Below are 14,412 nucleotides of genomic sequence, written 5' to 3'. Positions count from 1 at the left end.
AAATGTAGCTACTTACAGTCTCAATTTTTTATATAAGGAGGATAAGCATGAGAGTTCGATATAAACCATGGGCAGAAGATTATTTAAAAGAGCATCCAGATTTAGTTGATATGGATGGTAGACATGCGGGACATATATCAGAATGGTTTGACAAAAAACAACCCATCTATATCGAAATTGGTTCTGGCATGGGGAAATTTATAACTACCATAGCTTCACAACATCCTGAAATTAATTTCGTTTCTATGGAACGAGAAAAAAGTGTGATGTACAAAGTACTAGATAAAGTGAAAGATTTAGGACTAACAAATGTCAAAATGATATGTAACGATGCCATAGAATTAACCGATTATTTTAAATCTCATGAAGTGTCTCGTATATATTTAAACTTTTCAGATCCATGGCCTAAAAATCGTCATGCAAAGAGGCGACTAACATATAAGACATTTCTAGCACTATATAGACAAATTTTAGTTAAAGATGGAGAAATTCATTTTAAGACAGATAATCGTGGATTATTTGCATATAGTTTAGAAAGCATGTCAACGTTTGGCATGTACTTTACTAAAATAAATTTGAACTTGCATGAAGAAGATAATGAAGATAATGTTCTTACAGAATATGAACAGAAATTTGCAGATAAAGGATCTCGTATATATCGCATGGAAGCTAAATTTCATCAAGATTTATAAATTAAATGATGATGAGTCTGTGACATAAAGTTGTTGGACAAATAAAAAAAGGCAATTTCTATTGAAATAATATAGAAACTGCCTTTTTTAAATATGTTGATGTAAAATTACATATCAATGAGACGTATTTTAGCAAGACACTTTGGAGTACAAGACAAGTGAAGACAGGGGCCCCAACAAATAGGCTTTCAAAAAGAAAGCCAACAGACAAAGCAAGTTGGGGGATGGGGCCCCAACAAAGAGAAATGCGAAAAGCATTTCACCAAGCACAGTAAGTCGACCTTGTATAACAAGTTTCTTTCATGAACATAAAGTTACCTAAATAGGGTATACAAAAATAAATCAGCTTTTCATATTAAAGGAGAGAAATATATGAAATTAGGCGAATTTATGATTAATCAGCTAAATGGCGGTATAACTAAAATGGATGGTGGAGCTATATTTGGTGTAGTACCTAAACCGTTATGGTCTAAAAAGTATAGTGTTAATAATAATAACCAAGTTCCACTTGTTACATATCCTATACTTATTCAGACTGGAGAAAAAAATATCATTATCGATGCAGGATTAGGCAATGCCAAGTTAACAAAAAAACAAATTAAAAATTATGGCGTTGATTATGAAAGCAATATTGAAAAGGCTTTATCGCAGTTTCATTTAACTACGGATGAAATTGATTATGTATTAATGACCCACATGCATTTTGATCATGCAGCTGGATTATCAGATTGTGATGGCAATGCCATATTTAAAAATGCTATGCATATTATACAGCAAGATGAGTGGCATGAATTTCTTAGTCCTAACTTGCGAAGTAAAGCGACATATTGGAAGAAGAATCAGGGGGACTACGATCAGAATGTTATTTTATTTGAAGATACTATTGAAGTGCTCCCAGGTATTGAAATGCATCATGTTGGAGGTCATAGCAATGGCCTATCTATTGTAACAATAAAGAGCAATGGTGAAAGCGCAGTGCATATGTCAGATATTTTTCCAACTCATGCTCATTTAAATCCACTGTGGGTGTCCGCATATGATGATTATCCTATGGAATCAATTAGAGCGAAAGAAAGACTCATTCCTTATTTTATTTATCATAACTATTGGTTTTTATATTATCATGACCATCAATATTTTGCTTGCAAATTTCAATCAAATCCACAAACAATAATTGATAGAATAGAACGATGACAAAAGTGGAAATACGACATAACTATAAAGTTAGCGTATTTCCACTTTTGATGTAGATTAAAGTTCAACGATGTTTAACACTTCACCATTTTTGGCATCGACATAGAATTCATATTGTGTAAATTCATTATGTTTAACTTGGGTGATACCACCTTGATATATAAAGCGCCCAGGGTAACTTGCGTCGTCAACTAATGGTGTTTCTAATATGTAGGAACCTTTAACATTTCTAAAATAAGACTTAACCTCATTTAACACTTGATTAGGATGCTTGAGTTTTTGACGTGTTAATATTAAGAAAAGAACAGGTAGGGTAACTAACATTAGTGTGAAAAGGACAATTAGCGAAATTAAAATTTTTTTATTTATGTCTTTCATGTTAAAATGCACCTCAAAATCAATAGTTCATAAATTTAGTTTACCATATTTAACATGATATAATAACTATCAAGGAGCGTGATTCTTGTGGAGATTGAACAAAATCGCACATTGCAACGCATAAAAACGCTAACTGAGTTGCATGGTGCACCAGGATTCGAAAATGATGTTAAAGCCTATATGAAAGCTGAAATGACACCTTATATTAGTCATTTTGTAGAGAATAAATTAGGCGGATTTTTTGGAGTGAAAAAGTCTAGTACAGCCAATGCTAAAAAAGTAATGATTGCTGCACACATGGATGAAATAGGATTTATGATTACTGAAATAACAGATAATGGTTTGCTGCACTTTACAAATCTTGGAGGTGTTGCCAATGATATTTGGCAAGGGCAAAGACTAACTATCAAAACACGTCAAGGTGATCAAATATTAGGGGTTGTAGCTAATATTCCTAAACATTTCCGCACTGGAAATGAAGCTGCACCTAAAATACATGATTTACTACTAGATATAGGTGCAACTAGTGCTGAAGAAGTCCGTGAACGCGGTATTGAAATTGGTGATTCTATAGTGCCAGCAACAACATTATCACGTCTGTCAGAATATCGATTTAGTGGAAAAGCATGGGATAATCGCTATGGGTGTGTCCTTGCTATTGAAATATTAGAATTATTAAAAGATGTTGAATTAGATGTGGATTTATATGTTGGTGCGAATGTGCAAGAAGAAGTAGGTTTACGTGGTGCAAGAGCATCTGCCGAATTGATTCAACCAGATATTGCATTTGTTGTTGATTGTTCACCAGCTAATGATGTAAAAGGCAAAGGACGTTTGTCCGGTGAATTAGGTGAAGGGACATTAATTCGAATTAAAGACGGTACAATGATCTTAAAACCAATTTTTAGAGATTATCTATTGAAATTAGCGAATGAAAAAGAGATAAATTATCAATATTATATGTCACCTGGTGGTACGGATGGGGGAGAAATACATAAGGCGAATCAGGGTATACCTACTGCGGTCATAGGTGTTTGTGCGCGCTATATTCATAGTACGGATGCTGTGTTTGATATTAGAGATTATTTTTCAGCACGACAGCTTTTAATGGAGGCTGTGATTAACTTAGATCGTCATCAAATTAATGAATTACAATATGAAATTTAAGGGAGAATTAAATTATGATCCAACTTGAATCTGAACAACAATTTGATAAATTAAAGCAAAGTAATGTCGTATTTGAGTTTACTGCGGGGTGGTGCCCAGATTGTAAAATCATTGAACCAGATTTGCCAATTTTAGAGCATAAGTATCCACAATTTCAATTTGTCTCAGTAGATAGAGATCGTTTTATAGATTTATGTGTAAAATACGATATTATGGGAATTCCAAGTTTTTTAGTGTTTAAAGATGGTGATATGTTAGGCTCATATATTGGTAAAGAACGCAAATCAATTGCCCAGATTGATGAATTTTTAGCACAATATTGTTAAAATATTATTTTAGCAGTCAACATCGCTTAATTTTTCTGTAATTAAGGCTATATTTATTGTAAAATAATAAATGGTGTGAAATTGAGGTGTAAAGATGAACGTCTTTAAGATGAGAGACGAATTAAAGCAACGATTAAAATATTTAGACGTTGATTTTAAGTTTGATCGTGAAGAAGAAACTCTACGTATCTACAGAAATGATAATCATAAAGGCGTTACGATTAAATTAAATGCCATAGTTGCTAAGTATGAAGAGCAACAAAATAAAATTATTGATGAAATTGTCTACTATGTTACAGAGGCGATTTCACAAATGCAGGACCAAGGATTAGACCAAATTTCTGATATAAATATCATGCCAGTTATTCGTTCCACAAGTTTTGAGAAAAAGACTAAGGATGGAAGTGCATTTGTAATTGATAAACATACAGCTGAAACAAACGTTTATTACGCTGTTGACTTAGGCAAATCTTATCGTTTAATTGATGAAAGTATGCTAAAACAAATGAATATAACGACACAACAAGTAAAAGAAATGTCTTTATTTAATTTGCGTAAGCTTGAATGTTCTTATTCCACTGACGAAGTGAAAGGTAATATATTTTATTTTATTAATTCAAACGATGGTTATGATGCTAGCCGTATATTAAATACAAAATTACTTAATGAATTTGAACAACAGTGTGAAGGTGAAATGCTTGTAGCTGTACCACATCAAGATGTGCTTATCATTGCTGATATAAGAAATAAAACTGGCTATGATGTGATGGCTCATTTAACGATGGAATTTTTCACTAAAGGATTAGTACCTATTACCTCCTTATCATTTGGATATAGTAAAGGTCACTTAGAACCGATTTTTATTTTAGGTAAAAATAACAAACAAAAAAGAGATCCTAATGTTATACAGAGATTAGAAGCAAATAGAAAAAAGTTTAATCATAAAGAATACTAGAAGCGATATAGAGGAGTTTTAAATGATGAATTTATTTTACAATCCCAAAGGCGTTGGAGATGTGGCATTTCTACAAATAAATCCTGTTGAAGGTGACGTTGCTTATGAAATCAAAGAAAATGTTGTTCAATTAACACAAGATAACGCTGTTGTTGGTTTTAATATTTTTAATTTTTCTCATTATTTTCATATTCAAGACGTGGGTAATATTAAATTAACAGAGGAAATACTTAACAAATTGCAACAAGTCATTTCAGAAGCTGGTTATTCATATCAATTAGATGCTGATTTATCTCCAAAATTTGTTGTGGGTTATGTGAAAACAAAAGAAAAGCATCCTAATGCAGACAAGCTAAGTATTTTATCTGTTGACGTTGCAACAGAAGTATTGCAAATTGTTTGTGGTGCACCTAATGTAGAAGCTGGGCAAAAAGTTGTTGTTGCTAAAGTTGGCGCTGTTATGCCTAGTGGTATGGTTATTAAAGATGCGCAACTACGAGGTGTTGATTCAAGCGGTATGGTATGTTCAATGAAAGAACTTAACTTGCCGAATGCGCCACAAGAGAAAGGCATCTTGGTATTATCTGATAATTACCAAATTGGACAAGCATTTTTTGAATAAAAGTAGGAAGGTAGTGAGTATATGAGCTGGTTCGATAAATTATTTGGCGAAAATAATCATTCAGATAGTGATGTCTTTTTTCGTAAAACGCGTCGTCAACATTCAAAGCATCAATTAAATAGCGAAGACTCATTACTTCCTGAAAATAATGATATCTACGAAAGACCAAAAGGAAAATTTCGATTTCCTATGAATATTTCAGATAATGAAGTTCAAGATGATATTTCATCAACCGATAACGTTAATGAGCGTAACAATAATCGCCGTCGACAAACATATCAATCTGACTTCACAACTGGTCAAGCACATACACACCGCCGTAGACATAGAAATTATACAGGAAGTGGGCAACGCGCAACATCTTCACATGATGACAGACACAAAGAACAATCACATGCAGATAGTCAATCCAGATTAAAGAAACAAGCATCAGCATATGCAACACAACAAACATCACCGCATTCGCATTATTCAAGCACTAAACCACGCTTTAAATTGCAATCTGAGCGGATCAAATCGTCTGCAAATGAAGCGAAACCTACATATCAAGCACATAGTTTTAAAGCTAGTGAAGTTCCATCAGCTATTTTTGGAACAAAAAAAAGACGTCCAATTGAAAATGGTATCATTCCTGATGTTGAGCATGATAAGCGTGATGATGAAAGCCGAAATAACGATAAACAACAAACTGAAGTTAAAAGAGATACACAGCAACCAGTTCAGTCAACTCAGGCTGAAAATACGAATCAACAAAGTCAACACAATGATGAGACAACGCATCGCGATGATATTATAAAAAAACGCCAACCCGCACGAAATAATACTATAAATATCGAAAACATTTATGCTTCTCAGATTGTTGAAGAAATACGTAAAGAAAGAGAACGCAAAGTGTTACAAAAACGTCGATTTAAAAAGGCATTGCAAGATAAACGTCAGCAGAAACAACATCAAGATGATGACATACAAAAAGCCATAGATGCTATGTATGCCAAACAAGCTGAACGTTATACGGGTGAAAGTTCGCTTAATGACGATACATCGTTAAAAGATAATAATCGGCAAGCTGAGCATACTTCCGAAGATACTCATTATGATAACAACAATGAAAAAAGAGATTATCACTATGAGGAAATAGCTTTAGATGATATTCAACAAATTCAAGAATTAACAGATGATCAAGTTAATGTGCCAGACATTACTGATGTTTCTGCTGATAAAAGCTCAAATAACATTCAGCAATCGGATGACCAAGAAACATTAGAAGCTGAACAGCATAAAAATATGTTAGACAGAGAACAACACAGTGATAAACATCAAGATGATCATTTGATAGACAATGACATTACAGATGCAGAATATCATGAAATAGAGCAGGCTTACATTTCGACTAAAACTGCTGATGACAATAATACGCGTTCAAACAGTGATAATAGAGAAAGTTCTACAATTAAACAAGGTCATGCATATCGAAATCATGAGTCGCATAACGACATCGACTCAAAACAAAGTGCACAACACAGCGCAACTAAGTTGCAACAGAAAAAATCAGCAACGAATAAAGAGCATAATCATGACACAACATATGCTGTAAAAGCACAAAATAAGAACAATATTAAGCTAGGTTCTAAACCATTTAACGTCGTTATGACACCATCTGATAGAAAAAGAATGATGGATCAACAAGCCAAAAGACGAGAAAAACAAGTTAATGTGCCAGAGTTAACTCCACAGACATCACAAACATTAGACAAAAACAATGTCGCTAAAAATCATGAAAGTAATCATAACGTAATAGAAAGAAACACTGATGAACTAAGTCAAGATATATATCCACAAAATGAAGATTTAGAAGACGATTCCACTAATATACAGGCAAATGTAAATGCGACACAACCTGATGGTGAAATAAAACAATCTAAGAATGATAACAATAATATAACTGCAAAACCTGAACAGACAATGATACGAAGAGGCCCGAACATTAAGTTGCCGGATTTAGATATTTTAAATGATGCTCAACCACAAGAAATTGATGAAACATGGATTGATAGCAAAAAGCAAGAGCTTAATGATGCATTCTATTATTTCAATGTGCCAGCAGAAGTGAAGAATGTTACAGTTGGACCAAGTGTAACACGCTTTGAATTGGCTGTTGAAAAGGGTGTTAAGGTATCAAGAATTACTGCATTGCAAGATGATATCAAAATGGCACTTGCAGCCAAAGATATACGTATCGAAGCGCCAATTCCTGGTACAAGTCTAGTTGGTATTGAAGTTCCAAATCAAAACCCCACGAAAGTAAACTTAAAATCAATATTAGAGACTGAGCATTTTAAGCATTCTGAATCAAAATTAACTGTAGCAATGGGTAATCGAATTAATAATGAACCGTTGCTTATGGATATCGCTAAAACACCACATGCTTTAATTGCAGGTGCAACAGGTTCAGGTAAATCCGTATGCATTAATAGCATATTAATGTCTTTATTGTATAAAAACCATCCAGAAGAATTGCGGTTACTATTAATTGACCCTAAAATGGTAGAATTAGCACCGTACAATGATTTACCTCATTTAGTTTCACCAGTAATTACAGATGTTAAGGCCGCTACACAAAGCCTGAAATGGGCTGTTGAAGAAATGGAACGACGCTATAAATTATTTGCGCAATATCACGTTCGAAATATTACTGCATTTAATAAAAAAGCATCTTATGAACAACGTATTCCTAAAATTGTCATAGTTATAGATGAACTTGCTGATTTAATGATGATAGCGCCACAAGAAGTAGAGCAGTCTATTGCTAGAATTGCTCAAAAAGCGAGAGCATGTGGTATTCATATGCTAGTTGCTACACAAAGACCATCAGTTAATGTTATTACTGGTTTGATTAAAGCTAACATACCTACGCGTATTGCCTTTATGGTTTCATCAAGCGTTGATTCACGAACAATCATAGATAGTGGTGGTGCAGAACGTTTACTCGGATATGGTGATATGCTATATCTCGGCAGTGGAATGAACAAGCCAATTCGAGTCCAAGGTACATTTGTATCTGACGATGAAATTGATGGTGTTGTAGATTTTATTAAGCATCAACGCGAACCAGATTATTTATTTGAGGAAAAGGAACTATTAAAGAAAAATCAATCACAAGCTCAAGACGAATTATTTGAGGATGTATGTGAATTTATGATAAAAGAAGGTCATATATCAACGTCATTAATTCAACGACATTTCCAAATTGGATATAATCGTGCAGCACGAATTATCGATCAATTAGAACAACTAGGTTATATAACAGGAGCAAATGGTTCTAAACCTAGAGATGTATTGATAACAGAAGCTGATATAACAAATAATTAAATGAATAAAGGAGTATAAGTGATATGACGCATTATCATTTTGTTGGTATAAAAGGCGCTGGCATGAGCTCTTTAGCGCAAATCATGCATGACTTAGGACATGAAGTTCAAGGGTCTGATATTGAAAAATATGTATTTACTGAAGTAGCATTAAAAAACAAAGGCATAAAAATATTACCTTTTAGTGCAGAAAATATAAAAGAGGGTATGGTAGTCATACAGGGAAACGCTTTTCCAGACACTCATGAAGAGGTTGTTAGAGCGCATGATTTAAAACTAGACGTTATTAAATATCATGATTTCCTTGGTCACATTATCGATCAATATACCTCTGTGGCTGTTACAGGCGCACATGGGAAAACATCAACAACTGGATTGTTATCACATGTCATGAATGGTGATAAAAAGACATCATTTTTAATTGGAGATGGCACAGGTTTGGGAATACCTCAAAGCGACTACTTTGCTTTTGAGGCATGTGAGTATCGTCGACATTTTTTAAGCTATCGTCCTGACTATGCTATTATGACAAATATCGATTTTGATCATCCTGATTATTTTAAAGATGTAGAAGATGTTTTTGATGCATTTCAAGAGATGGCTAATAATGTAAAAAAAGCAATTATAGCTTGGGGGGACGATGAACATTTACGTAAACTTAACGTGGATATCCCAATATATTATTATGGTTTAAGTGATAAAGATGACGTATATGCCAATGATATTCAAATTACTGATAAAGGTACTGAATTTGATGTATACATCAATGGCAAATATTACGATCACTTCTTAACACCACAATATGGCAATCATAATATTCAAAATGCGCTTGCAGTAATAACAATTAGCTATTTAGAAGATATGGATGTTGCAAATATTAAAGAAGCACTTGAAACATTTGGTGGTGTCAAACGTCGGTTTAATGAAACTAAATATGATCAACAAATATTAGTTGATGATTACGCACACCATCCACGAGAGATTAGTGCTACAATAGAAACAGCAAGAAAGAAATATCCAAATAAAGAAGTCATTGCAGTCTTTCAACCGCATACGTTTTCTAGAACACAAGCATTTTTAAATGAGTTTGCTGATAGTTTAAGCAAGGCTGATCATGTCTTTTTATGTGAAATCTTTGGTTCTATTCGAGAAAACACAGGAGACTTAACGATTCAAGATTTAATCAAACGTGTTGACGGATCTGCATTAATAGACGAAAATAATATTGACATATTAGAACAATTTGATAATGCTGTGATTTTATTTATGGGCGCTGGTGATATACAAAAAATACAACGTGCATACGAACACAAATTAGGTATAACAAATAATTTTTAATATGTTTATACATTATTCTCATGGGTATTTAATACTAATGACATTTTTAATAGGTATTTAGGAGGCGTTTTTAATGGATTGGATTTTACCAATTGCTGGAATTATCGCTGCAATTGCATTCTTAATTTTATGTATAGGTGTAGTTGTTGTGTTAATCTCAGTTAAGAAAAATTTAGATCACGTAGCAAAAACTCTTGATGGTGTTGAAGGCCAAGTTCAAGGTATTACACGTGAATCTACAGATTTACTTCACAAAGTAAATCGTTTAACAGAGGATATCCAAGGTAAAGTTGAACGTTTAAATTCTGTTGTTGATGCTGTTAAAGGTATTGGCGATTCTGTTCAAAATTTAAATGGCTCAATTGATAAAGTGACAAATTCAATTACTCACAATATCTCTCAAAATGAAGATAAAATTTCTCAAGTAGTGCAATGGTCCAATGTTGCAATGGAAATTGCAGATAAATGGCAAAACAGACACTATCGTAGAGAAAGTTCAAACTACAAAACAAGTTCTGTAGCTGATGACACTAAAATCCATTAAATAAAGCTGCTTAACTTTTGTAGAGAAAACTTTTTAATAAGATGTAATTTCATGCACTTAAATGAGGTTTGTACCTGTTTAAGTGCATTTGTTATAGGAGGAGTTACAATGAGTCAAAAATTTAATCAACAACCACTTGAACATACACATTCAGGTGATATTTTATCTCATGATAGTTACCAACATCAAAATTTAACGCCCTATTCTAATGAAGTTCCAAAACGAAAAGACTTTGTAGTAAGTTTTATTACTGGCGCAATTATTGGTTCAACGATTGGTCTATTATATAAAAATAAAGGTTTTGAAAAAATAGATGAACTTAAAAAGAAAGAACAAGAATTAGAACAGAAATATCTTAATATAAAAGAACAAGCTGAAACGAATTTTAACGCTATAAAAAGCAAGATAGAAGACTTTAAACAACAAGATAGTATTTCACCAGATGAAATAGCAGCACAACAACAAGCTATTAAAGAAGAAGTAAATGATACATTAAAAGATGATTCACCAGAAGCACAAGAGATTCAACAAGCTAAAGCAGAAGCAAAAGAAGAGAATAAAAAAGAAGCGAGTGCCACAGAAATAGCAGCACAGCAACAAGCAATAAAACACGAAACAAACGATACATTAAAAGCGCCTTCTAATAAAACAAAAAAGATGATGGCAAATAATCAAGCACAGCGTTTAGCACAAGCAGCAAAAGGCAAAGCTCAAAAAATGGAACAAGATAGCTCTGTTACGGCTAAAACAAAAGCGCTATTAACTGAACCAGAATTAAAATTTGTGAAAGTTGAACGTGTTCCAAATTTAGTTACAAAGCCTTCAATAAATCAACCAGAAGCACAAATTAAAGACCAACAAACGCATCAGTCAGCACATTTTGATAATGGCGTAATTACGCATGAAGAAAAGTCGATTCAGCAGGATAATTCAACTAAAAATGAACGTAAATCAACACCTAAACAAGCACAACGTGTAGAAAAAGCTAAAAGTAAAATTGATAAACGTACTTTCAATGATTAAATATTTAAAGGTATCTTCATCTATAATTAAGTTATAATGGAGATACCTTTTTACTTTATGTTATTAATATCAGAAAATTCTAAAAATATAGATCGTATGAGGTTGAAGAATAAAAAAAGAATTGTTAAAATAGAGTTTAATATTAATAATTTTATCGCTTTAAAGTGACACTAATTGTTAAAACAGAATTTTGAGGTGAGTATTTATGGGTAATAAATTAGAATCATACAGAGAAGAGATTGTATCGATTAATAATCAAATATTAGATTTGTTGTCCAAACGTGGGGAATTGGCGCAAAAAATTGGTGAAGAAAAATTAAAACAGGGTACGAGAGTTTATGATCCACAACGTGAAAAAGAGATGATAAACGATTTATTAGATCGAAATCAAGGTCCTTTTAATGATAATGTAATTAAACAGTTATTTAAAGAAATTTTTAAAGCGTCCACAGATTTACAAAAATCAGAAAATGAAAAACATTTATATGTATCAAGAAAATTAAAGCCAGAAGATACAGTTGTAACATTTAAAAATGGTGGCATTATTGGAGATGGTAAGAAATCATTTGTTTTTGGTCCATGCTCCGTTGAATCACAAGAACAAGTAGATGCAGTAGCTCGTAATCTTCAACAAAAAGGTGAAAAATTCATACGTGGTGGTGCTTTTAAACCTCGTACATCACCTTATGATTTCCAAGGACTCGGTTTAGAAGGGCTTAAAATATTAAAAAATGTCAAAGAAAAATTTGGATTAAATATTGTTAGTGAAATCGTTAATCCTGCTCACTTTGAACTTGCGGATGATTATTTAGATGTTTTCCAAATTGGTGCACGTAATATGCAAAATTTTGAATTACTAAAAGAAGCTGGTCGTACAAATAAACCTATATTACTAAAACGAGGGCTTTCAGCAACAATTGAAGAATTTACATATGCTGCTGAGTATATTGCCTCTCAAGGAAATAAAAATATAATTTTATGTGAGCGTGGTATTCGCACATATGAAAAAGCTACAAGAAATACATTAGATATTTCTGCAGTACCAATTCTTAAACAAGGTACACATTTACCTGTTATGGTAGATGTAACACATAGTACGGGTAGAAAGGACATTATGTTACCAACTGCAAAGGCAGCATTAGCAGTCGGTGCTGACGGTGTAATGGCCGAAGTTCATCCTAACCCTGCTGTTGCATTGAGTGATAGTGCTCAACAAATGGACTTAGATGAGTTTGACGCATTTTACAGCGAACTTAAACCACTTTCTGAATTATATAATAGCAAAAAGTTAAAATAGTTATTAGCTGAATTCAAGTACCTGTCATATTAATGAATCACTATGGCAGGTATTTATTTTAATTAGTAAATATTTTTTACAGATATGTGAACGAAATTAAAACATATTTAATACATAAGTTTTTTGTGTTAAACTTTGAAAATGAAATGAAAACACGATATAATAATAAATAAACCGCTTACAGGAGGACGCTATGACAGTTACAATTTATGATGTTGCTAGAGAAGCCAGAGTATCCATGGCAACCGTTTCAAGAGTGGTTAACGGTAATCAAAACGTAAAACCAGAAACACGTAAAAAGGTCAATGAAGTGATAAAGCGCTTAAATTATCGACCTAATGCAGTTGCTCGCGGATTAGCTAGTAAACGTACAACAACAGTAGGTGTAATTATTCCAGATATTTCAAATATTTATTATTCACAATTGGCTCGAGGTATAGAAGATATTGCAACGATGTACAAATATCATTCTATTATTTCTAATTCAGATAATGATCCTGAAAAAGAAAAAGAGATATTCAATAATTTATTAAGTAAACAAGTGGACGGTATTATATTCTTAGGTGGTACGATTTCAGATGAGATAAAAGATTTAATAAGTCAATCATCAGTGCCCGTTGTTGTTTCGGGAACAAATGGAAAAGACGATCAAATTGCATCAGTTAATATTGACTTTAAATCGGCTGCCAAAGAAGTGACAGAACAACTTATTCAAAATGGTGCAACTAAGTTTGCGCTTGTTGGTGGAGATTATTCGAAAAAGGCCCAAGATGATGTACTTGATGGCTTAAGCGAGGCTCTAAGGGAGCATCAACTTAAACTTGACGATGCTTTACATCTTACTGGAAAAGAAAGTTATAAAGAAGGTGTACATGCATTTGAACAGTTACAAGGCCATCATCCGGATGCTATTTTAGTCATTAGTGATGAGCAAGCAATTGGAATTTTGCATAGTGCTCAAGACAAAGGTGTGAAAGTCCCTCAAGATTTACAAATTGTAAGTTTTAACAATACGCGTTTAGTTGAGATGGTTAGACCAAAATTATCAAGTGTGATTCAACCATTGTATGATATTGGTGCAGTTGGTATGCGCCTATTAACGAAATATATGAATGACGAGCCTATTGATGAACCTAATGTGATTTTGCCACATAGAATTGAATATAGAGGAACAACAAAATAATTTTGGTGGAAAAATAAAAAATAGTATATAATCTAGTCATAAAATATATGCGAGTTTGGGATATAAATTCCTAAAAACAGCAGTAAGATCATTTTCAATTAGAAAATATCTTGCTGCTGTTCTCTATTTTCACAATACTTCGTATTGAATGGCTTCGCTTTCCTAGGATGCCGTCTCAGCCACCCTAACTTGCTTTGTCCGATGGCTTTCTTTTCGAAGGCCTATCTGTTGGGGCCCCACCCCAACTTGCTTTGCTTGGCGAAATGCTTTTCGTATTTCTCTTTGTTGGAGCCCTGTCTTCGACTGGCACTGCTCCCTCAGGAGT

General features: G+C 33.2%; 13 protein-coding genes. 12 read left to right on the top strand and 1 reads right to left on the bottom strand.

The genetic code is table 11. The annotated features are described in order from the left end of the window. The first annotated feature begins 47 nt into the window (after positions 1–47). Positions 48–692, top strand: coding sequence for a tRNA (guanosine(46)-N7)-methyltransferase TrmB (gene trmB, locus HMPREF3267_RS04365; protein WP_002478016.1), 645 nt, complete (start codon positions 48–50; stop codon positions 690–692). A 372-nt stretch (positions 693–1,064) separates the two neighbouring features. Then, positions 1,065–1,886, top strand: coding sequence for a YtnP family quorum-quenching lactonase (locus HMPREF3267_RS04360; RefSeq protein ID WP_002458824.1), 822 nt, complete (start codon positions 1,065–1,067; stop codon positions 1,884–1,886). 57 nt (positions 1,887–1,943) lie between these two features. Here HMPREF3267_RS04360 and HMPREF3267_RS04355 read toward each other — a convergent pair whose 3' ends face one another. Next, positions 1,944–2,264, bottom strand: a complete 321-nt coding sequence (locus HMPREF3267_RS04355) for a PepSY domain-containing protein (RefSeq protein ID WP_002478017.1) — start codon at positions 2,262–2,264, stop codon at positions 1,944–1,946. 87 nt (positions 2,265–2,351) lie between these two features. Here HMPREF3267_RS04355 and HMPREF3267_RS04350 point away from each other — a divergent pair, with 87 nt between their 5' ends. The 10 genes from HMPREF3267_RS04350 to ccpA all read left to right on the top strand — a co-directional run bounded on the left by HMPREF3267_RS04350 (position 2,352) and on the right by ccpA (position 14,087). Continuing rightward, positions 2,352–3,431, top strand: a complete 1,080-nt coding sequence (locus HMPREF3267_RS04350) for a M42 family metallopeptidase (protein ID WP_062077755.1) — start codon at positions 2,352–2,354, stop codon at positions 3,429–3,431. Positions 3,432–3,445: 14 nt separating this feature from the next. Next, the gene (locus tag HMPREF3267_RS04345; protein WP_002458827.1) at positions 3,446–3,757 is read left to right on the top strand and encodes a thioredoxin family protein; all 312 of its coding nucleotides are present in this window, start codon (positions 3,446–3,448) and stop codon (positions 3,755–3,757) included. Positions 3,758–3,851: 94 nt separating this feature from the next. Continuing rightward, positions 3,852–4,712 carry a DUF1444 domain-containing protein gene (locus tag HMPREF3267_RS04340; RefSeq protein WP_002458828.1) on the top strand — a complete coding sequence of 287 codons (861 nt, stop codon included), beginning with the start codon at positions 3,852–3,854 and terminating at the stop codon, positions 4,710–4,712. 25 nt (positions 4,713–4,737) lie between these two features. Then, positions 4,738–5,334 carry a YtpR family tRNA-binding protein gene (gene ytpR, locus HMPREF3267_RS04335; protein ID WP_037540620.1) on the top strand — a complete coding sequence of 199 codons (597 nt, stop codon included), beginning with the start codon at positions 4,738–4,740 and terminating at the stop codon, positions 5,332–5,334. A gap of 21 nt (positions 5,335–5,355) precedes the next feature. Further along, complete coding sequence (locus HMPREF3267_RS04330; protein WP_062077753.1) at positions 5,356–8,703, top strand: DNA translocase FtsK; 3,348 nt, start codon at positions 5,356–5,358, stop codon at positions 8,701–8,703. 23 nt (positions 8,704–8,726) lie between these two features. Further along, positions 8,727–10,040 carry a UDP-N-acetylmuramate--L-alanine ligase gene (gene murC, locus HMPREF3267_RS04325; RefSeq protein WP_037545500.1) on the top strand — a complete coding sequence of 438 codons (1,314 nt, stop codon included), beginning with the start codon at positions 8,727–8,729 and terminating at the stop codon, positions 10,038–10,040. A 73-nt stretch (positions 10,041–10,113) separates the two neighbouring features. Further along, positions 10,114–10,584 (top strand): DUF948 domain-containing protein, encoded by a 471-nt coding sequence (locus HMPREF3267_RS04320; RefSeq protein WP_062077751.1) that lies wholly within the window; start codon positions 10,114–10,116, stop codon positions 10,582–10,584. Positions 10,585–10,692: 108 nt separating this feature from the next. Then, entirely contained in the window at positions 10,693–11,607 is a 915-nt protein-coding gene (locus HMPREF3267_RS04315; protein ID WP_070866792.1) for a Maebl, read from the top strand. Between the two features lie 205 nt (positions 11,608–11,812). Beyond that, positions 11,813–12,904, top strand: a complete 1,092-nt coding sequence (locus HMPREF3267_RS04310; RefSeq protein WP_002458834.1) for a bifunctional 3-deoxy-7-phosphoheptulonate synthase/chorismate mutase — start codon at positions 11,813–11,815, stop codon at positions 12,902–12,904. Between the two features lie 193 nt (positions 12,905–13,097). Continuing rightward, the gene (gene ccpA / locus HMPREF3267_RS04305; RefSeq protein ID WP_002458835.1) at positions 13,098–14,087 is read left to right on the top strand and encodes a catabolite control protein A; all 990 of its coding nucleotides are present in this window, start codon (positions 13,098–13,100) and stop codon (positions 14,085–14,087) included. The last annotated feature ends 325 nt before the right edge of the window (positions 14,088–14,412 follow it).

This window comes from Staphylococcus sp. HMSC62D11, from assembly GCF_001839145.1.
Lineage (GTDB): Bacteria > Bacillota > Bacilli > Staphylococcales > Staphylococcaceae > Staphylococcus > Staphylococcus lugdunensis.
The sequence above is the reverse complement of the archived record's forward strand: the minus strand, read 5'-3'. Positions and strand labels throughout refer to the sequence as shown.

Bases quoted from the DNA above. Each gene is read 5' to 3' on its own strand.
- ccpA (WP_002458835.1), top strand. From the start codon at position 13,098: ATGACAGTTACAATTTATGATGTTGCTAGAGAAGCCAGAGTATCCATG.
- ytpR (WP_037540620.1), top strand. From the start codon at position 4,738: ATGAATTTATTTTACAATCCCAAAGGCGTTGGAGATGTGGCATTTCTA.
- HMPREF3267_RS04360 (WP_002458824.1), top strand. From the start codon at position 1,065: ATGAAATTAGGCGAATTTATGATTAATCAGCTAAATGGCGGTATAACT.
- HMPREF3267_RS04340 (WP_002458828.1), top strand. From the start codon at position 3,852: ATGAACGTCTTTAAGATGAGAGACGAATTAAAGCAACGATTAAAATAT.
- murC (WP_037545500.1), top strand. From the start codon at position 8,727: ATGACGCATTATCATTTTGTTGGTATAAAAGGCGCTGGCATGAGCTCT.
- HMPREF3267_RS04315 (WP_070866792.1), top strand. From the start codon at position 10,693: ATGAGTCAAAAATTTAATCAACAACCACTTGAACATACACATTCAGGT.
- HMPREF3267_RS04330 (WP_062077753.1), top strand. From the start codon at position 5,356: ATGAGCTGGTTCGATAAATTATTTGGCGAAAATAATCATTCAGATAGT.
- HMPREF3267_RS04320 (WP_062077751.1), top strand. From the start codon at position 10,114: ATGGATTGGATTTTACCAATTGCTGGAATTATCGCTGCAATTGCATTC.
- HMPREF3267_RS04355 (WP_002478017.1), bottom strand. From the start codon at position 2,264: ATGAAAGACATAAATAAAAAAATTTTAATTTCGCTAATTGTCCTTTTC.
- HMPREF3267_RS04310 (WP_002458834.1), top strand. From the start codon at position 11,813: ATGGGTAATAAATTAGAATCATACAGAGAAGAGATTGTATCGATTAAT.
- trmB (WP_002478016.1), top strand. From the start codon at position 48: ATGAGAGTTCGATATAAACCATGGGCAGAAGATTATTTAAAAGAGCAT.
- HMPREF3267_RS04345 (WP_002458827.1), top strand. From the start codon at position 3,446: ATGATCCAACTTGAATCTGAACAACAATTTGATAAATTAAAGCAAAGT.